Annotated in this window: 18 protein-coding genes; 4 read left to right on the top strand and 14 right to left on the bottom strand. The window is 45.5% G+C overall.

Going from position 1 to position 18,083, the window contains the following annotated elements; all coding sequences use genetic code 11:
- Nucleotides 1-37: 37 nt before the first annotated feature.
- Complete coding sequence (locus tag B5G04_RS14545) at nt 38-553, bottom strand: methylated-DNA--[protein]-cysteine S-methyltransferase (RefSeq protein WP_022040895.1); 516 nt, start codon at nt 551-553, stop codon at nt 38-40.
- Nucleotides 554-655: 102 nt separating this feature from the next.
- Between B5G04_RS14545 and B5G04_RS19960 the strand changes: the two genes are divergently transcribed.
- Nucleotides 656-826: a hypothetical protein gene (locus B5G04_RS19960; protein ID WP_158098125.1), complete on the top strand. Its 171-nt coding sequence runs from the start codon at nt 656-658 to the stop codon at nt 824-826.
- Nucleotides 827-830: 4 nt separating this feature from the next.
- Here B5G04_RS19960 and B5G04_RS14540 read toward each other — a convergent pair whose 3' ends face one another.
- From B5G04_RS14540 to B5G04_RS19955, 4 genes are all read right to left on the bottom strand, one after another.
- Nucleotides 831-1,550, bottom strand: coding sequence for a LytTR family DNA-binding domain-containing protein (locus B5G04_RS14540; RefSeq protein ID WP_087249146.1), 720 nt, complete (start codon nt 1,548-1,550; stop codon nt 831-833).
- Nucleotides 1,547-1,912, bottom strand: coding sequence for a GHKL domain-containing protein (locus B5G04_RS14535; RefSeq protein WP_087397864.1), 366 nt, complete (start codon nt 1,910-1,912; stop codon nt 1,547-1,549). Before B5G04_RS14535 ends, B5G04_RS14540 begins: the two co-directional genes overlap by 4 nt.
- Before the next feature lie 32 nt (nt 1,913-1,944).
- On the bottom strand, nt 1,945-2,130 hold the full coding sequence (locus B5G04_RS14530; RefSeq protein WP_087208140.1) for a hypothetical protein: 186 nt from the start codon (nt 2,128-2,130) through the stop codon (nt 1,945-1,947).
- A gap of 255 nt (nt 2,131-2,385) precedes the next feature.
- Entirely contained in the window at nt 2,386-2,622 is a 237-nt protein-coding gene (locus B5G04_RS19955; RefSeq protein WP_158100114.1) for a hypothetical protein, read from the bottom strand.
- A 471-nt stretch (nt 2,623-3,093) separates the two neighbouring features.
- On the opposite strand from B5G04_RS19955, the gene B5G04_RS14520 reads away from it, so the two are divergent.
- The 3 genes from B5G04_RS14520 to B5G04_RS14510 are packed head-to-tail and all read left to right on the top strand — an operon-like array spanning nt 3,094 to nt 7,157.
- On the top strand, nt 3,094-3,612 hold the full coding sequence (locus B5G04_RS14520) for a hypothetical protein (RefSeq protein WP_143270473.1): 519 nt from the start codon (nt 3,094-3,096) through the stop codon (nt 3,610-3,612).
- Nucleotides 3,609-4,118, top strand: a complete 510-nt coding sequence (locus B5G04_RS14515) for a hypothetical protein (protein ID WP_087397858.1) — start codon at nt 3,609-3,611, stop codon at nt 4,116-4,118. Before B5G04_RS14520 ends, B5G04_RS14515 begins: the two co-directional genes overlap by 4 nt.
- Before the next feature lie 57 nt (nt 4,119-4,175).
- Nucleotides 4,176-7,157, top strand: a complete 2,982-nt coding sequence (locus B5G04_RS14510) for an AsmA-like C-terminal region-containing protein (protein WP_087397967.1) — start codon at nt 4,176-4,178, stop codon at nt 7,155-7,157.
- A gap of 2 nt (nt 7,158-7,159) precedes the next feature.
- On the opposite strand, the gene B5G04_RS14505 is transcribed toward B5G04_RS14510, so the two are convergent.
- From B5G04_RS14505 to B5G04_RS14465, 9 genes are all read right to left on the bottom strand, one after another.
- Entirely contained in the window at nt 7,160-8,503 is a 1,344-nt protein-coding gene (locus tag B5G04_RS14505; protein ID WP_087397856.1) for an MATE family efflux transporter, read from the bottom strand.
- A gap of 281 nt (nt 8,504-8,784) precedes the next feature.
- Nucleotides 8,785-9,741 carry a nitronate monooxygenase gene (locus tag B5G04_RS14500; RefSeq protein ID WP_087209878.1) on the bottom strand — a complete coding sequence of 319 codons (957 nt, stop codon included), beginning with the start codon at nt 9,739-9,741 and terminating at the stop codon, nt 8,785-8,787.
- Between the two features lie 34 nt (nt 9,742-9,775).
- A complete protein-coding gene (locus B5G04_RS14495; protein WP_087397854.1) occupies nt 9,776-11,413 on the bottom strand; it encodes a radical SAM protein in 1,638 nt (545 codons plus the stop codon).
- A gap of 105 nt (nt 11,414-11,518) precedes the next feature.
- Nucleotides 11,519-12,457: a ribose-phosphate pyrophosphokinase gene (locus B5G04_RS14490; RefSeq protein ID WP_087209873.1), complete on the bottom strand. Its 939-nt coding sequence runs from the start codon at nt 12,455-12,457 to the stop codon at nt 11,519-11,521.
- Nucleotides 12,458-12,540: 83 nt separating this feature from the next.
- Nucleotides 12,541-13,149: a thiamine phosphate synthase gene (locus tag B5G04_RS14485; protein WP_022040885.1), complete on the bottom strand. Its 609-nt coding sequence runs from the start codon at nt 13,147-13,149 to the stop codon at nt 12,541-12,543.
- Between the two features lie 57 nt (nt 13,150-13,206).
- Nucleotides 13,207-13,902: a HesA/MoeB/ThiF family protein gene (locus B5G04_RS14480; RefSeq protein ID WP_022040884.1), complete on the bottom strand. Its 696-nt coding sequence runs from the start codon at nt 13,900-13,902 to the stop codon at nt 13,207-13,209.
- A 138-nt stretch (nt 13,903-14,040) separates the two neighbouring features.
- Nucleotides 14,041-15,162 (bottom strand): 2-iminoacetate synthase ThiH, encoded by a 1,122-nt coding sequence (gene thiH / locus B5G04_RS14475; RefSeq protein WP_013619484.1) that lies wholly within the window; start codon nt 15,160-15,162, stop codon nt 14,041-14,043.
- 299 nt (nt 15,163-15,461) lie between these two features.
- Nucleotides 15,462-17,153, bottom strand: coding sequence for a phosphomethylpyrimidine synthase ThiC (gene thiC, locus B5G04_RS14470; protein WP_087397852.1), 1,692 nt, complete (start codon nt 17,151-17,153; stop codon nt 15,462-15,464).
- 135 nt (nt 17,154-17,288) lie between these two features.
- Nucleotides 17,289-18,065 carry a thiazole synthase gene (locus B5G04_RS14465; RefSeq protein WP_022040882.1) on the bottom strand — a complete coding sequence of 259 codons (777 nt, stop codon included), beginning with the start codon at nt 18,063-18,065 and terminating at the stop codon, nt 17,289-17,291.
- Between the last annotated feature and the right edge of the window lie 18 nt (nt 18,066-18,083).

Genomic DNA, 18,083 nt, shown 5'->3' with positions numbered 1-18,083 from the left:
TTTACTTGAAAATTCAAAAACACTTTCTGAAACAGGCTCAGGCATTGCGGGAAAGGAAATGTTCCCTTTCCAATTCCAGTAATTTTTCTTTTCGCCAAAGTCCGCCTGCGTAACCAGTCAAATTTCCGTTGCTTCCTATAACCCGATGGCAGGGAATAAGAATGCTGATGGGATTATGTCCGATAGCTCCACCTACAGCTTGTGCCGAAAAATGCTCGACACCTTTTTGGCGGGCGAGTTTTTGTGCAATGTCTTTGTAAGTGACGGTTTGTCCGTAAGGAATTTCTTTTAGTATATTCCACACAGCTTGCCGGAAAGGGGAACCTTGCGGTTGAAGGGCAGGCGGTACACCCGGAAGTTCTCTGTTGAAATATCGTTCCAGCCATTCAAGAGTCTCAACAAACACAGGAAGCTCCTTTTCAACGTAGGTAGCTGTCAGTGCAGGGTCAAAATATTTTTGTCCGTCGAACCATAATCCGGTCAGCGCTTCACCGTTGCTGGCAAGGGTTATGTCACCCAGTGGAGACAGGTATTTATATAGATATCCATTCATGCGAAATCGTTTTTTTATTGTAACAAAGATACGTTTTTCTTCCCAACCATCCAATGAAAGCTATGACTGTTTTTTTAGAAGCTGTTTTGAATTTATCGTGCGATGATTTGGGATGAGTTTTTGAGGCATTTCCGCTTCTGTGATGAGGAAGATAGCGGGCTATCTGACGAAGAACAGGAGCGAAAAAGACCAAAAAATCGCCCAAAGCACACACGAAAACGGATACATCAAGCCAAGAAAAACTTTTTGGAGAAATTCAAAACAGCTTCTTAGTGAATTATAAGATGCCATGCTTGCGGATGTACTCCATAAATTTTTCTTTGTAATTCTCGCCTACGGGAATCAGTGCTTTGGGTGAAAAGCAGATTCGGAATCTGGAAATTTCTTTGATTTTCTGCATATTGACGATATATGAGCGATGTACTCGCATGAAATGAGCGGGTAAACGAGCCTCCAGCCGTTGCAGGCTATAGAGGGTAGTAACGGGCTTCTCGCGTTCGTCGGTATAGATTCGAATGTATTCGCTCATGCTTTCAATGTAGTTGATGCTGTCTATGTTGATGCGTACAACCTTGTAATCGCTCTTTACAAAAAGAGTTTCGGGGTTCTCTGTTTCTGCAGTTGCAGGAATGGATTGTGAAAGGCTTTGCATCTTTTGTGCTTTTTCAGCCGCATGCAGGCAATCTTCGAATTCGAAAGGTTTCAGCAGGTAATCTACCGCGTTCAGTTTGAAGCCTTCGATGGCATACATGGGGTATGCTGTAGTAAAAATAACCATTGGCGGGTGTGTGAGCGACCGGATAAATTCTATGCCGTTTTTGTCTGGCATGTCGATGTCTGTGAATAATAAGTCTATGTTTTTCCCTTCTAAAAGAGATTGGGCCTCATGTGTTTCCAGACAAGCTTTTTCTAAAGTCAAAAATGGGATTCGCTTGATATATTCAGCCAGTTTAAGCAAGGCCAATGGTTCGTCGTCAAGGATGATACAGTTTATCATTGTGCTGGAATAATTAAAAGTACACGATATTGATTGTCTTTTCTTTCGGCATTCAGTGTATAATTATTGCCGAAAAGCAAGTTGAGTCTTTTTTGTATGTTGAGCAATCCGATACCTTGATGTTGGGTTGCTGCCGATTGGTGTGCCAGACTGTTCTTGCAGGTAAAATAAACAGAGTCCCCTTCTACATGGATGCTGGCATCAATAAATGAGTTGTCGCAATGGCTGATGCCGTGGGTAAAAGCATTTTCCAGCAGCGAAATGAAAAGCAGGGGAGGAACTTGCACCTCAGGGATGATGATGAATAACAAAGGGATAATGAATATGACGGCTGTTACATATCCGGCATATTGCTTTTTCAATAGCAGGACCGGAATCAGTACATAGTTATTTATTAAGAAGAGGAAAAAAAGGGACTGGTAATAATCCACATATCAATGGCAGGACGGGTAATCTCGGTTTTTCCATTAGTCTGATATGCCATCAACAAGGCATTGATGATAGGAGTAGCAAAAATCAGTATGGCAATTGTTGCGTAAATTGTATGCTCGAAAAATTGTTGTTTTTGTAAAGTAGTCATAGTCTTGTCGTCTTTTTAATATTGCATGAAACAAAGATAAAAGAAAAGATATGTTGCAGCAAAAATAATCGGCGAATTGGACGATTTCACAGACTGTTCAGCCAATTTTGCAAGCTATTGGGGTTATAGACATTTTAGCGTATAGAACGGTGTTTTTATTGAGAGAATCCTTTGGTTAGCTGATAGTTTTTTGCCGAGTGTTTGCAGTAATCTAATTTCGTAGTGGTGAGCCGACAGATGATGTGAACAATAATCCTAATTTGGAGCAGTTGCCAGGCTGGTAACAAACATCAAAAAGATTCCAAAACATGAATGTACAAAGTAAGAAGCTGTTTTGAATTTCTCCAAAAAGTTTTTCTTGGCTTGATGTATCCGTTTTCGTGTGTGCTTTGGGCGATTTTTTGGTCCTTTTCGCTCCTGTTCTTCGTCAGATAGCCCGCTATCTTCCTCATCACAGAAGCGAAAATGCCTCAAAAACTCATCCCAAATCATCACACGATAAATTCAAAACAGCTTCTAAAAAATCAATTTTTTTCTCATAACAGCTGCTACCTTGTGAAAGGTGGCGGCTGTTATACTTAATGAATTCCTGCAAACAGTCATACCCTTGAAAAATGAATATATACTGCATCAACGGTTGAATATATACTGCATTCGCGGTTGAATATATACTGCATTCGCTTACGGATATATACTTCATCGGCAGATGCAGTACTACTGCGTTTTCAACTCGGCCGGATTGGCTGATGACGGAATTCATATCATACTTTATACAAACGTTTTTCGGTTTAAATATCATATTGTTGACAAGTGATTAGGCCTTTCCTTGTATGTATGTGCCGAAATGACAGATTCATTATGAAAATAGAGCGATTTACTGATAAGATAATCCGGTTGGTTGATAGTTTTTGGTATGGGATGAAAGAGCGCTTAACTTTGAAACATCATTAAAACAAAGAAGATATGAAAAGATACATTTGTAGTTTGTTGTTGGGGATGGCTTTCGGCGGAGAAATGTTTGCCGTGGCAGATAATTTTTCTGCTTTTCCTTGGCAAGCAGAAGAACAGGTAAAGGAAGTCCCCAACCCGGAGAAGATGGCAAAAAGGCGAACGGACGAAATGAACGAACTTTTGCAATTAAGCGAAAAGCAATACAAAAAAATATATAAGCTTTACTTGAAACAGGAAAAAGAAAAAGTGGAAAGGATGACAGAAAGACATCTGCCTGAAGGAGGGCGTCCTCCAATGCCTCCTGAAGGAGGAGGAGGGATGCCTCCACAAGGCGGAATGCCTCCGAGAATGGAAGGGATGCCACCTTCGATGCCCATGAAGAATGAACGGGAAGATATGCAGAAACAGATAAAAAAGTTCGACAAGAAGTTAAAGAAGATTCTAACTGACGAACAATATGAAATTTGGTCTTCCCGAACTCCTGCAGGGAAAGAGGACGAGATGTTGGTACCGGAAATGCTGATGGAATGAAAACGATAATAATATGGAGTGTGTTTGTTTTGTCAGTTATCAGTTCCTGCCAGCAAGCAGACATCGAATATTATCCGATAGAAAAGCATCATTTGGGGGAAACTTATACCTCATACACAATAAATAATGTGATGCAAAGCGATTCGGCAGGAGTGGTAGTATTCAATTTTTATCCCGAAGAAGTAACCAGTCTGTCGTATATCAATTACGATGAAGCGACATGTGTCTTTACTTTTCACCGGGGAGAAACGGCCGACTATCTTATTTCCTGGGATTATGAAACAGACGGCAACTACGTGGAAGTACAGTATGGACAGAATGCGATGTGGTATACCGTTAATGAACAAAAACACACAGGCGAATACCTCTTACGGGCGAATGACGGTATGTCAGTGCGCATGTGCATGCGGTCGGGAGGAAGTATGTATATTGAAAATGGGGAAACGTTTTATCAGGCAAATGTGACAGTGATAAAGTTTTCTATTGAAGAAGCGGCAGAAGAATAACCGCCGCTTCTTTTTATTTGTATCTTTGCCGTTGTTTTATGAACAAATAAAAGAATGATGAAAAAACGGACAAAGAATATTCTGAAAATAACCAGTTTGTCGGTCGTTGCACTGATTGTTCTGGCGTTGGGAGGCATAGCTTTGGCGGTTAATTTTATATTTACGCCCGAAAAACTTACTCCAGTGGTATTGAAGGTATCCAATCAGGTCTTGAATGCCAAATTGGATATGAAAAGTGTGGAATTGACTTTCTTTTCCACATTTCCCCGTTTCGGACTGAAACTGACAAATGGAAGTCTGGTCTCGAAAGCGTTGAAAGACACATTGTGGCAGAAAACAGATTCATTGGTCGCGTTCGACAAGTGTGTGGTGGTAGTTAACCCGTTGGATTATTTGTATAAGAATAAAATTACGGTTAATTATCTGGGATTGGAAAATGCCTCTGTCTATGCTTATAAAAGTAAGGAAGGGGTGGCAAACTGGGACATCATGCAGGTTGACACTTCTGCTGTGGCAGCAAAGGATACGGTAACGGCAAAGCCCCTGACGGGAGGCATTGACATCCGCCGGGTTTCGCTGAAACATGCAGATGTGGTTTTTGACGACCGCGACACACGGTTGTATGCCAGCTTGCAGAATGCTTCTTTAGGATTGCGTGCCGCTCTGCATAAGGAACGTTCGCGATTGTCGTTGAAGTTTAAAAACGATAACATTATTTTCTGGCAAGACGGTCAGTTGTTGCTGCACCGGATAGCTGCAGAGTTGGATACCGACCTTGAACTGGAACGGCAAACACGTAAACTGGTGTTGCATGATGCCGGCATCAAGGTCAACGGTATTCATTTTGATGTGAAAGGGACATTGCAGGGCGATACGGTTCGTCGGGCACTGGCTGTAGATCTCACATACGGTCTGCATGCTCCTACGCTTGAAACGGTACTGAGCATGATACCCGAAAGTATTTTAAAACGTGAAAGCATGACTGCCAAGGGGGAAGTGATGATGCGGGGAACGGTAAAAGGCTGGTACGGGAAAAAACAGGTACCTGCTGTCACACTGGATGTCCGTATCAAGGATGCTTCTGCCAAATACGATAAATTGCCCTATGGAATTGACCATCTCTCGGCAGATTTTCAAGCTTTTGTAGACCTGATGCGTCAGAAACCTTCGTATGCCGATTTGAAAATTTTCCGTTTCCAAGGTGCACATACCGATGTATTGGCAGATGCGAAGGTGGATGATTTATTGGGTGATCCGGTGATTACGTTCAATACCCAATCAAAGATAGACCTGACTTCGTTGGCACAGACTTTCCCGTTACAACAGGGAGTAACTATCCAAGGAGCTGTCGAAGCAAACTTACGGTTGAAGACACGGTTGTCATCTATTAAGAAACGTGATTTGGGACGTATCCGGGCGGCAGGTAAAGTCACGATGAATGACATGTCGCTGCAAGATACAGCCAAAGGCTTCGAGTTTACCAGCGATGCATCACTGGCATTTTTAGGCAATGATTTCTTGGCCGCCCGTGCTCAGATAAGCAAGCTGGTGTTACGCTCTCGCCGTCTGGATGCCAATCTTTCCAGTCTTACCGCTACAGCAAAAACAACCAATCCGCAGGATACGGCACGAATAGCTAAAATGGATTGCAAGGTGGAATTGAATCAATTGAAAGGGAATATGGGAGATTCATTGGCTGTGTTTTGTAAGAAGACTACTGCCACTATCAGTCTGGAGCCAGGACAGCGGAATCCTTCCATGCCACGTATCGGACTTTCAATGGAGGCAGATACATTGTTTGCACGTGCAGGCGATATCCGGTTCGGTATGGACAAGGCAGGGTTTGGCGTATCGGCAGAAAAGGTGCGCGATTCATTGTGGATACCTAAAGGCATCATTGGTTTCAATCGCCTGAAAGTAAATGTTCCTCAATTTGCTTTGCCTGTCCGTATGCGCAAGACGGCACTTACTGTAGGCGACCGTCGGATAACATTGAAAAATGCCAGTTTCCGTATTGGCCGTTCCGATTTGACAGCAAGTGGTGTGGTTTACGACTTATATGGCGTAATGAAGCATCATAAGGTATTGCGTGCCCAGTTGGATGTGTCTTCGCACAACCTTGATTGCAATCAGTTGATTAATGCCCTCAGTTTTCCGGCAGACACGGTGGATACGGAAGAGGCTGCAGAAGAGAAAGTGGATACAGCCTCGGCAATGAAATTGTTTATCGTGCCGAAGAACATAGATTTCGAACTGCAGACAAATTTGAAAAGTGTACGTTACGACAAAATGGTATTCGAAAATGTACGTGGTGAAGTAAACGTCCGGGATCAGGCTGTGCACCTCAATGCTTTGCGGATGAAAGGATTGGATGCAAGTATGTTTGCAACGGTGGTTTATCGGGCCACAGAGAAAAAGCGAGGATATGCGGGATTTGATTTCAGGCTGCGTAGAATCAATATCGGTAAACTGGTTGATTTCATTCCTTCGTTGGATACCATCGTGCCAATGCTTCGTTCGTTCAAAGGGCAGGTCAATTTTGATGCTGCGGCAGAAGCCCGGCTTGATTCGAACATGAACATCAAAATACCCAGCCTGCGTGCCGCAGTCCGTATCGATGGTGACAGCTTGGTATTGATGGATGGGGAAACTTTTTCCGAGATATCAAAAATGTTGAGGTTCAAAAACAAGAAACGGAATGTGTTCGACAGCATATCAGTTAATGTAACGGTGAAAGACGGTAATGTGACGGTATATCCGTTTGTAGTGCAAATAGACCGTTATAAAGCTGCAGTGGGAGGGACACAAGGATTGGATATGAATTTCAATTATCACATATCCATTTTGAAATCGCCTTTGCCTTTCAAGATGGGAGTTACCATAACGGGCAATCTGGACAAGATGAAATTCAAACTGGGTAAAGCGAAATATAAAGATGCGGTTACACCGGTGGCCATCCGGCAGGTAGACAGTACGCGGGTTAACTTAGGACGTGACATCGTGAACGATTTTCGGAATATCGTGAGGCGGAGAGAATAGCCTTACCGAAGTATTTTGGGGAAGCGGAAGGCAAAAATAAGGGTACAACAGATGGCTGCTGTTGCATCTGAAATGCCTTCTGCTGCAAATACACCATGCACACCCATGATATGTGGAAGAACAAGTGCCAAAGGAACCAGAAGGAAGACTTTTCGCAAAAGGGCGATGAAAATGGATACTTTTGCCTGACCCAGTGCCACGAACATATTTTGGCAAGTACGTTGCAAGCCGAATATGGTCATACCGGCAAGGAATATGGGCATCATTTGACATACAACGGTTATTAGTTTTTGATCGGTAGTAAAAGCGCCAGCTATGACTGAAGGAAACAGTATCATAAACACAATCAGCACAAAGTTGAATGAAAACATCGAGATAAGCGCAATCTTGAAACACGATTTGACACGATTGAAATTGTGATGTCCGTAGTTATAGCTTACAATAGGGACAAATCCTTGTGCAAATCCGGTTAGTGGAACACTGACAATCATCATTGCACTTTGCATAATAGCGAGTGCACTGACGTAGATGTCGCCAAAGCGCTCCAACGTACCGTTTAATACGAAGCTTACCAGGCTTTCAGTACTTGCCATGATAAAAGGAGAAATTCCCAGTGCCAGAACGAGAAAAAGGATGCTTTTGTGTAGCTTCATATACTGCCGTTCCAGCCGGAGGGAAGCTTTTCCGGATGTCAGGAAACTTAACGTCCAGGCCGCACTGCAAGCTTGCGACAAGATGGTGGCAAAAGCTGCTCCTTTTACTCCCATGTCGAATGTAAAAATGAACAGAGGGTCTAACGCGATATTCAGAATGGCACCTATCAGCACTGAGTACATGGCAATGGCGGGACGTCCTTGTATGTTGATAAAAGTATTGAGCCCTACCGACAATTCTACGAAGAGCGTTCCCAGCAGATAAACCGACAGGTAATCGGTAGCATAGCCGATTGTCCGTCCGGATGCACCGGTAAACAATAAAATCGGCTCCATGAAAATATATGCTATGGAGGAAGTGATAAGTGTAAAGATTATCAGTAAAATGAAACCGTTACCCAGTATTTTCCCGGCCCGTTCGCGATCGCCTTGTCCTAAGGCTATGGCTGCCAATGGAGCACCTCCAGCTCCTACGATAGATGAAAAGGCAGAAATCAGAATGATGACTGCGCTGGTCACACCGATTCCTGCCAGCGCATCAGTTCCGATGTCTGGAATATGCCCGATGTAGATACGGTCTACGAGGTTGTATAGTAGGTTTACAAACTGTGCCGCGATGGCTGGGAGTGCCATCTTGAATACCAGCGGCAGCATACGTTCGGTACCTAATCTTTCTTCATATGCATTGTTCATTGCGCCTTTGCTTGAAAAATCGTGCAAAGGTAATCAATTATTTGAATGCATAAACGAAGAGAAAGCTGGATTTTATCGCTCTTTGTTTGTGCTTTATGTCCCGATTTTGTTTCAAACGAATATCTTCATAAGTCCATAACATCTCCTTCTGAAAACGAAGATATACTTCATAAGCTATTCCAGTTAACTGCTACAGTCCATGAAGATAACTGAAACGGCAAAGTAATATATCTTCATTTTCACCTCATTATTTTAATAATGACCGTCACATGCTTTTTGTTTTATGCCATATCCATCAGGCGGTTTGCCTGCAGGCGAATCAGCGATTCATTATATTCATCTATCAGTTCTTTCATCACTTCGTCAACTGCTTGCAAGCGTTTGATTTGTGAGGCAACTTGACCAATTTCGATTTCTCCCTCAAAGATGTCTCCTTCGAATATTCCTAACTTGGCGCGTCCCCGTCCTAAGATCTCACGAAGTTCATCTACTGATGCACCGCGCAGTTCTGCTTCTTCAACCCGTTTGTAGAATTCATTTTTCACCAATCGGGTAGGCGAAAGTTGTTTCAGTGTCAGTATCGTGTCGCCCTCGTTCAGGCGCAGGCACCGGTCTTTGAACGAGAAGTGTGCCGAGCTTTCTTCGGTTAATGCGAATCGGGTTCCTATCTGTACGCCGTCGGCTCCCAAGGCTTGTGCGGCAAGGATGCTTTCGCCAGTCGCTATGCCTCCTGCAGCCAATAGGGGCAGAGTACATGTACGGCGAATGGCAGGGATGAGACACATGGTGGTGGTCTCTTCTCGTCCGTTATGCCCCCCGGCTTCGAATCCTTCGGCTACGATAGCGTCTACGCCCGCTTCCTCACATTTGGCTGCAAATTTGGACGAAGCCACTACGTGTGCCACGAGAATATCCCGTTCGTGAAGCCAGTCAGTCCATTTCTTTGGACTGCCTGCCGAAGTGAAAACGATTTTTACGCCTTCTTCGGCGATGATTGGCATGATAGTATCTATTTCGGGATACATGAGCGGTACATTTACTCCAAAAGGCTTGTCGGTAGCTGCTTTACACTTACGGATGTGCTCGCGTAAGGTTTCGGGGTGCATTGAGCCTGCTCCCAGCAAGCCAAGCCCTCCAGCGTTGCTTACGGCAGAAGCTAATCTCCAGCCGCTGCACCATACCATTCCACCTTGGATGATGGGGTATTTAATGTTGAATAGTCGGCAAATTCGGTTCATGGTATTTTTTAGTTAACAGTTAATAATGAATGATTTATAAAGTCCTTGCTTTGAATACCGGTTTGGTTTGTTGCGATTCAGGTTCGAAACCAAACCAATACGTAATGTCTTCGTTTTCGGCAGGCGGAAGCAGGCAGAGACGCAAGTTTTCGTGATAGGTGCCATTGAGCACCTCCCAATGTTCGGGAGGTAATACGTGTTTGGTACGGACGCGGTAGGCTGGTTCTTTCTTGAGCGACATGCCCGCTTCTATCCATGCAAGTGTCACGGCGGTTTCGTAAGCCGGATAGTTTTCTTGACAGAACTTATAGAGTAGGATGCCACGCCGTTCCAGGCTCATGGGCTGGTCAATGACGCCGATACGAGTCAGATGCTCCAAGAACCGGTGCAAGAATTCAGACTCTTCCACAATCAACCGGCGAGTGATTTCTTGCCAAGGTTTGGCATTGTAGAATCCGTCTATGAGGCGTGATAACATGCGTGCTGTTTGAAGTTCGTCGGGAGTGATTTCGTTGGTTTTCAATACTTCGTATGGAGGAAAAGGAGAGTAGCTGATGCTTAACTCCGAGCTGCGCCGGCGCATTTCCGTTCCGGGAAGAAGCTTTAGAGATTCCAATTGGATTTCGCCGGCACGATAAGAAGCCAACGTACGGACATCATCGAATATCTCTTTTAAATGATATAAAGGTAATCCTGCTATCAGGTCGGCATGGGTTTCCAAATTGGGCAAAGCACATAAGAATTCCAGACCGGACAGGGCATCTGCCAAGTCTCCTGCTCTCCGGCTGACGGTCAGCACTTCCTGATGGAGGCTTTGAATGCCTGCCTCTAAATGTAATTGTCCCTTTGGCATGGCGGCAAGTATTTCTTTCAGCTCTTCGGATAAAAGGGCGGGATGCACTTCTAAGTGAAAACGGATGTCTGGAAATTCGCGGAATAAATCGAGTAAGGCGCGGGCATGACGGGTATTGTAATTGAAAGTCCGGTCGAGCACCCGGATATTCCGGATGTGGTGCTCCTGAATCAAGGAGATTCGCCTTCGGATGGTTTCAATGGGAAGGGTGCGTACGGGTTTCTCGCCTCCGCTTACACAAAAGGCGCATGTATTGAAGCATCCGCGTGTAGTTTCCAGTTGCACGAAAGGTTTGCTCCAATTGAAGAACGGGCTTTCTTCGGGCGGGACAAGCCGGTCGAAATGCATCACTTGTGCACGTCCGTTATCGTGGTAGGTGGAAACTGTATCCAAATAACATAAGCCGGTTATGGTGTGCCATGCTTCCGGCTTGTTCCATATTTCCAGCCAGCGTGCGAAAACCTCTTCTCCTTCGCCTCGGAATACACAATTCACGAAAGGATAGTTACGTAGGAACCTTTCATTATCCCCCAAAAATTCGGGACCTCCCAGTGTGATGCAACAATCGGGGAGCAAAGCCTTGATACGTCCCAAAGTGTGAAGTAACATTTCGTGATTGAAAAGCCAGCAGGTAGCGGCTACGATATCCGGTTTCCGACGGAATACTTCAGCACTCGCCATGCCCGGATTTTCATTGATAGTTGCAGAAACAATATCCCACTCTATATCGGCACGTCCGATGAGTTGGGCTTGCAAGGCGGGCAAAGCCAACGAGGAATGCGCATACGAACTGTTCAGGTCAAGCCAAAGGATTTTCATGAGGAAATTTTATTAAAAACACAGATTAGCTCAGATTGACGCGGATATCATATTATTTAATTATGAATCAGCAAGAATCTGGGTTAATCTGCGTTTCATAAGAAATCAAAGCAAATATTGCGAGCTGATAGATTCGTGGCTCAATACACGGCGAATCGTCTCAGCAAACATGTCGGCTATAGAAAGCTGTTTCACTTTGGCACAACGGTTTGAGTACGGGATGCTGTCGGTGAATACCAGTTCTTCCAGTTGCGAGTTTTGTACGCGTTCGGATGCAGGACCCGACATGACACAGTGGCTGGCAATGGCACGTACCGAAGTCGCTCCGGCTTCTTTCATGATGTCGGCAGCTTTGGTGATGGTACCGGCGGTATCTACCATGTCGTCTATCAGCACTACATCTTTACCCTTTACATCACCGATGATTTGCATCGATGCTACCACATTGGCTTTTTCACGTGTCTTGTGGCACAATACCAAAGGTACATCCAGGTATTTAGCATACGTACTGGCACGTTTCGAACCTCCCACATCGGGAGTGGCAATGACCAGATTTGGCAAATGTAAAGACTGGATATAGGGAGCAAAGATGGTAGAACCGTACAGGTGATCGACCGGAATATCGAAGAATCCCTGAATCTGGTCGGCATGCAAATCCATGGTAATCAAGCGGTCAATGCCCGCTACGCTTAATAAGTCTGCCACTAATTTGGCACCGATGGATACACGGGGCTTGTCCTTGCGGTCTTGTCGTGCCCAGCCGAAATAGGGGACAACGGCGATGATACGTTTGGCCGAAGCACGTTTTGCTGCGTCAATCATTAATAAAAGCTCCATCAAATTGTCGGAGTTCGGAAAAGTTGACTGTACGAGAAATACGTGCTGGCCACGAATCGATTCTTCGTAAGATACTGCAAATTCGCCGTCAGCGAAATGAGTAATGTTCATGTTACCCAGCGGGCATCCCAAACTTTTGCAGATTTTCTCTGCCAGATATCTCGAGTTTGTACCCGAGAAGACTTTAAATCTTGATGTTTCGCTCATTGTTAAATATGTTGCCTTAAAAAAGTATATATACAAAGTTACACTATTTCTTTAGCCGGACAAAACATGTATCGAAAAAACTTCTAGTCAGCCAATTTCTTCAGTTTCCTGAATTGTTCAATCAGGTCACTGTAATTATAGTCATGCTCCGGACAGAACTTGTTCCACAATCCTCCCAATACGGCACACCCTCCAAATCCGAAATCTTTTACTTGCAGGATATTGCTTTCGTCAATACCTCCCAATGCGATGACACGTTTGTCGATGATGCCGTTTTTAGCTGCAGCCCGGATTTCTTCAGGTGTGAAAGCCGAATCGTATCCTTCTTTCGATATGCTGTCGAAGATAGGACTGAGGAACACGTATTCGAACTGGGGCTTTTTCTGTTTCACTTCTTCCAGCGAATGACAGGAAGTAGTGATAGGACCTGAATAGTTGTCGGGTATCACAGAATTATGGCTGTTGATATGAATCCCTCTTAACTTATATTCTTCTTTCAGGTAGAAATTCCCATGTACGACAATACGCTTCCTGTATTTTTCCGGAATCAATGTCAGCAATCTTTCTGCATAGACCGGAGTGGAATCGGTTTTGCGTAAATGAAGAATCTCCAGTCCTTCTTCGAAAAGGGCTGTCAGTATTTTATCTTCTTCCACAAAGTAAGTGGGCCTGGTTATTACTATCAGTTTCATGTGAAAACACAATATGGTGCAGCAAAGGTAGTAATAAGTTTGTAATATTAGCGTAAGTTAAAGCAAAATCGTGTACGTTTCCATCGTTTTCAGGTCGATTTGCCATAATTTCCCTGCCAAAATGGTCCCGTAACCACAAATAATCTTGATAACTTCATGAGCTTCGACGCAACCTACCAGTCCGGGAGTAACTCCTATCACTCCTTTGGGAAGTGGGGGCATGGATAACATTTCCTGTTCATCGGGATAGAGGTCGCGGTATCTTTTTTCTCCTTTATTATATAAGAATACCGATACTTGTCCTTCGAATGCCCGGATTGCCCCGTACACATATGCTTTTCCCAGTGAGGCACACGTGTCATCAATCAGGTATCGGGTGATGAAATTGTCGCATCCGTCCACTACGATGTCATAGTCTGATATAATTGCTTTAGCATTGTCGGGTGTCAGGCGGGTAGGGTAGGCCTTTATCCGGATGGTGCTGTTCAGTGCTTCCAGCCGTTTTTGGGCTTGCAGAGCTTTGGGCAGGTTTACTTCGGCTTCAGAATAGAGCACCTGGCGCTGCAGGTTGCTTTCACTTACGGTGTCATCATCAATCAGCCCGATTGTTCCTACTCCGGCACCTGCCAGATAGAGTGCGATGGGAGAGCCGAGCCCTCCTACACCTACAATGAGTACACGTGCCGCTTTCAGGCGTGCTTGTCCTTCTTCGCCAATTTCGGGAAGAAGGAGTTGGCGGTTGTATCTTTCCATTTTTTTTGAATGAAGAATTAAGAATGAAGAAAGAGGAATGAAGAATCTGGTGCAGCTATATGCATAGGTCTGCGGATATAGCTTCATCGGCTTGCGGATATAGGTTCATCAGAACCCCGATTCTTCATTCATCATTCATCATTTTACAAAGTCGAATGAAGCATCCCAGTCTTTCCATACCGGTTCGCGTCCGGCTGCCTTTAGTGCGCACTCTACTTCCATGGCGGTACGGTCGTCGCTGATATGGAATTGTTCTAAGGCCTGAGGATAAGTGTAATATCCTCCCGGTTCGGTTTTGCTTTCGGCACTCATGGTGGTTACGCCCAGCGATGCCATGTGGTCGCGGATATAAGCCGGTTCACGGGTAGAATACGAAATATCCACATCGTGGTCGAAGATACGCATGGCAAAGGTCACCTGTGCCAGTTCCTTGTCGCTCATGATAACGTTGGGCTGGAATCCTTCGTTCTCTGCGGGGCGCATGCGGGGGAAGTTGACACTGTATTTGGTCTTCCAATAGTGTTTTTGCAGATAACGCAAGTGGTATGCCATCATCGTGACATCGGTACGCCAGTCTTCCAATCCTATCAATACGCCCATGCCGATAGAATGCACGCCTGCTTGTCCCATGCGGTCGAAGCCGTTTACGCGCCATTCGAATTTCGATTTCATGCCACGCGGATGATAGATGTTATAACGTGCTTTGTTGTATGTTTCCTGGAAACAGATGACCCCGTTCATGCCGTGTCTGGTCAGTTCGGCATATTCTTCGGTTTTCAGCGGCATTACTTCTATTTTCAGGTTCGAGAAATAGGGCTTTGCCAGATCAAGTGCTTTGGCAAGATACGGTACGCCTGCCTTTGCCGGATTTTCTCCGGTTACTATCAGCAGGTTTTCAAACGGAGCCAGTTTCTTGATGGCTTTGTACTCGTTCTCCATTTCTTCGGGTGTCAGGATAGTCCTTGCCATGGGATTGCTGATATGGAATCCGCAATACACGCACGAATTGGTACACGAGTTGGTCAGATAAAGCGGAATAAACATCGATACTGTTTTCCCGAACCGTTCTTCGGTATATTTGCGACTCAGGCGTGCCATCGGTTCCAGGTATTTTTCGGCAGCCGGCGAAACCAGTGCCATAAAGTCGTTCACATCACAATGTGACTTGCCGAGTGCCCGCAGCACATCGGATTCTGTTTTGGAGTAGATGGCTTCGGTCGTCTCCTCCCAGCTTATTTTTTCTAATTCTTCGCTAAACATGCTATTCAATGAATAAATTATCTTTTTCCCAAAGGAAAGTATTATTTAAAATGTATTCCTCAATTTCATCATACGAATGTTGGTTCCGGATGATATGTTCATAATAGTTGCGTTGCCAAACAGAATAGCCTATTCTTCGTGAAACAGCTCCTTTGTATCCACGTATAATGGCACCTATAGTTTTTGATGTTGATTGTAGGGGCGTATTGCATACGCCCTGATTACATCCACTATTATTTGCGTTGATGCATTCGGGCGTATGCGATACGCCCCTACATGAGCTGTTTGCGGATGCTCATTTAATTATTAATTGAAGAGAGATCTCTCGAAAGCTTCATGGCGCAGAAGTTCGGACCGCACATGGTGCAATACTCCCCGTCGGTATGGCGTCCTTCGTTGAAGTATTCCAGCGCACGGTCGGGGTCAAGGCTCAGATGGAACTGGTCGCGCCAGCGGAACTCATAACGGGCTTTGCTGAGGGCATTGTCTCGGATTTGTGCTCCGGGATGTCCTTTGGCAAGGTCGGCAGCATGGGCAGCTATCTTATAGGTAATGACTCCCGTACGCACATCTTCGCGGTTGGGCAATCCGAGGTGTTCTTTCGGAGTGACATAGCACAACATTGCCGTACCTAGCCAGCCAATTTGGGTGGCTCCGATGGCTGATGTGATGTGGTCATATCCCGGAGCGATGTCTGTTACCAACGGACCGAGGGTATAGAACGGAGCGTTATGACAATGCTCGATCTGGCGTTGCATGTTCTCTTGAATCTTGTGCAAAGGCACATGGCCCGGACCTTCGATGAATGCCTGTACGTTCTTTTCCCATGCACGGACAACAAGTTCACCCATGGTGTCGAGTTCGGCAAATTGGGCTTCGTCATTGGCATCGGCAATACATCCGGGTCGCAGGCCGTCTCCCAGAGAGATGGCTACATCGTATTGGGCAAGGATGTCGCAGATGTCATCGAAGTGTTCGTAGAGGAACGACTCACGGTCGTGGATAAGGCACCACTTACTCATGATGCTTCCTCCGCGGCTCACGATGCCGCATAAACGCTTGTCCGCCAGGTGTACATTGTGCCGGCGGATACCTGCATGGATGGTAAAGTAATCCACTCCTTGTTCGCATTGTTCTATTAAGGTGTCCTTGTAGATTTCCCATGTCAGGTCTTCTACTTTGCCGTTTACTTTTTCCAATGCCTGATAGATGGGTACGGTGCCTACAGGTACGGGGCAATTTCGGATAATCCATTCGCGTGTCTCGTGGATGTTGTCTCCCGTAGAGAGGTCCATCAACGTATCGCCTCCCCATTTGCAGCTCCATACGGCTTTGTCCACTTCCTCTTCGATGCTCGAAGTTGTGGCAGAGTTTCCGATGTTGGTATTGATTTTCACCAGGAAGTTGCGCCCGATAATCATCGGTTCGCTTTCCGGATGATTGATATTGGCAGGCAATACGGCACGTCCTGCGGCTATCTCGTCACGCACAAATTCGGGAGTGATGTGGGTGTCGATGCCTAATTCTTTGCAATTCATGTTTTCACGGATTGCCACATATTCCATTTCCGGAGTTACGATGCCTTGTTTGGCATAGTACATCTGGGTGCAGCATTTTCCGGCTTTGGCACGATAGGGTAGGGCGATGTGTTCGAAACGCAGGTGATCGAGCGAAGGGTCATCCCGGCGCATCTTGCCATATTCGGAAGTAATGGAAGGCAATTGCTCTACATCCCCTCGTCCGGTAATCCACGGTTCACGCATACGGGCAATGCCTTTCTTCAAGTCTATCTTTACCGAAGGGTCGCTGAACGGGCCGCTGGTATCGTAGATATAAACAGGCGCATTCGGAGTCATCACTTTCTTTCCGTCTTGGATGGTGACGGTAGGGGCCAGGTTTACTTTCTGCATTCCCACTTTGATGAAGGGGAAGAGTGTGCCTTGCATGTAGGCTTTCTCGCGGTGTGCGTAAGGTTTGTTCTCTTGTTCCATGGTGGTATTTTTTGTAGGTGATTAAGGACTACGTACTAGGTTTCACGTACTAGGTAATTCTATATAGTTTGACCGGTGTTTGCCAGACTATTCAGAACCTAGTCACCTAGTCCCTGGTACCTAGTCCCTAATACATTAATTATTCAGAAAAGCGGTTAAGGGTGACGAGGCAGAAGCTTCGAAGCTCTCACTTTGCACGCCAAGTCCTGCTTCGTAAGCACGGCGTCCGGCTATCACGGCTTCCTTGAAGGCAATAGCCATTTCTTCCGGATTTCCGGCTACAGCGATTGCTGTGTTTACCAGACAGGCGTCTGCTCCCATTTCCATGGCTTCGGCTGCATGGCTCGGTGCACCGATACCAGCATCTACTACTACCGGCACGTTACTTTGTTCGATGATAATGCGCAAGAAGTCGCGTGTCTGCAATCCCTTATTTGTACCGATAGGGGCGGCGAGTGGCATCACTGTAGCGGCTCCGGCTTCTTCCAGGCGTTTGCAAAGAGTAGGGTCTGCCTGGCAATAAGGTAATACCACAAATCCCAGCTTCACCAATTCTTCTGTCGCTTTCAACGTTTCGGCAGAGTCGGGCAGAAGATAGCGCGGGTCTGGATGAATCTCCAGCTTCAACCAGTTGGTACCGAATGCTTCGCGTGCCATTTGTGCGGCGAATACAGCTTCTTCTGCCGTACGCACACCCGAAGTGTTGGGCAAAAGTTGGATATGCGGATGAACGATGTGATGCAACATATCGTCTTCCTTATCATTCAGTTCAATGCGTTTCATGGCCACGGTCACCATTTCCGTGCCCGAAGCCAGGATAGCTTTCTCCATAATCTCATTCGAGTTGAATTTGCCTGTACCTAAAAACAAGCGTGAGTCGAATTCTTTATCGGCGATAATCAGTTTTTTCATATATTCAATATCAACTAT

The organism is Bacteroides sp. An51A (assembly GCF_002161565.1).
Lineage (GTDB): Bacteria > Bacteroidota > Bacteroidia > Bacteroidales > Bacteroidaceae > Phocaeicola > Phocaeicola intestinalis.
The sequence above is the reverse complement of the archived record's forward strand: the minus strand, read 5'-3'. Positions and strand labels throughout refer to the sequence as shown.

What these genes read in the sequence shown, in the direction of transcription:
- B5G04_RS14510 (WP_087397967.1), top strand. Translation starts at nt 4,176, where the DNA reads ATGAAAAAACGGACAAAGAATATTCTGAAAATAACCAGTTTGTCGGTC.
- B5G04_RS14490 (WP_087209873.1), bottom strand. Translation starts at nt 12,457, where the DNA reads ATGAGCGAAACATCAAGATTTAAAGTCTTCTCGGGTACAAACTCGAGA.
- B5G04_RS14540 (WP_087249146.1), bottom strand. Translation starts at nt 1,550, where the DNA reads ATGATAAACTGTATCATCCTTGACGACGAACCATTGGCCTTGCTTAAA.
- B5G04_RS14530 (WP_087208140.1), bottom strand. Translation starts at nt 2,130, where the DNA reads ATGACTACTTTACAAAAACAACAATTTTTCGAGCATACAATTTACGCA.
- B5G04_RS14480 (WP_022040884.1), bottom strand. Translation starts at nt 13,902, where the DNA reads ATGGAAAGATACAACCGCCAACTCCTTCTTCCCGAAATTGGCGAAGAA.
- B5G04_RS19955 (WP_158100114.1), bottom strand. Translation starts at nt 2,622, where the DNA reads ATGATTTGGGATGAGTTTTTGAGGCATTTTCGCTTCTGTGATGAGGAA.
- thiC (WP_087397852.1), bottom strand. Translation starts at nt 17,153, where the DNA reads ATGGAACAAGAGAACAAACCTTACGCACACCGCGAGAAAGCCTACATG.
- thiH (WP_013619484.1), bottom strand. Translation starts at nt 15,162, where the DNA reads ATGTTTAGCGAAGAATTAGAAAAAATAAGCTGGGAGGAGACGACCGAA.
- B5G04_RS14485 (WP_022040885.1), bottom strand. Translation starts at nt 13,149, where the DNA reads ATGAAACTGATAGTAATAACCAGGCCCACTTACTTTGTGGAAGAAGAT.
- B5G04_RS14505 (WP_087397856.1), bottom strand. Translation starts at nt 8,503, where the DNA reads ATGAACAATGCATATGAAGAAAGATTAGGTACCGAACGTATGCTGCCG.
- B5G04_RS14465 (WP_022040882.1), bottom strand. Translation starts at nt 18,065, where the DNA reads ATGAAAAAACTGATTATCGCCGATAAAGAATTCGACTCACGCTTGTTT.
- B5G04_RS14545 (WP_022040895.1), bottom strand. Translation starts at nt 553, where the DNA reads ATGAATGGATATCTATATAAATACCTGTCTCCACTGGGTGACATAACC.
- B5G04_RS19960 (WP_158098125.1), top strand. Translation starts at nt 656, where the DNA reads ATGATTTGGGATGAGTTTTTGAGGCATTTCCGCTTCTGTGATGAGGAA.
- B5G04_RS14495 (WP_087397854.1), bottom strand. Translation starts at nt 11,413, where the DNA reads ATGAAAATCCTTTGGCTTGACCTGAACAGTTCGTATGCGCATTCCTCG.
- B5G04_RS14515 (WP_087397858.1), top strand. Translation starts at nt 3,609, where the DNA reads ATGAAAACGATAATAATATGGAGTGTGTTTGTTTTGTCAGTTATCAGT.
- B5G04_RS14500 (WP_087209878.1), bottom strand. Translation starts at nt 9,741, where the DNA reads ATGAACCGAATTTGCCGACTATTCAACATTAAATACCCCATCATCCAA.
- B5G04_RS14520 (WP_143270473.1), top strand. Translation starts at nt 3,094, where the DNA reads ATGAAAAGATACATTTGTAGTTTGTTGTTGGGGATGGCTTTCGGCGGA.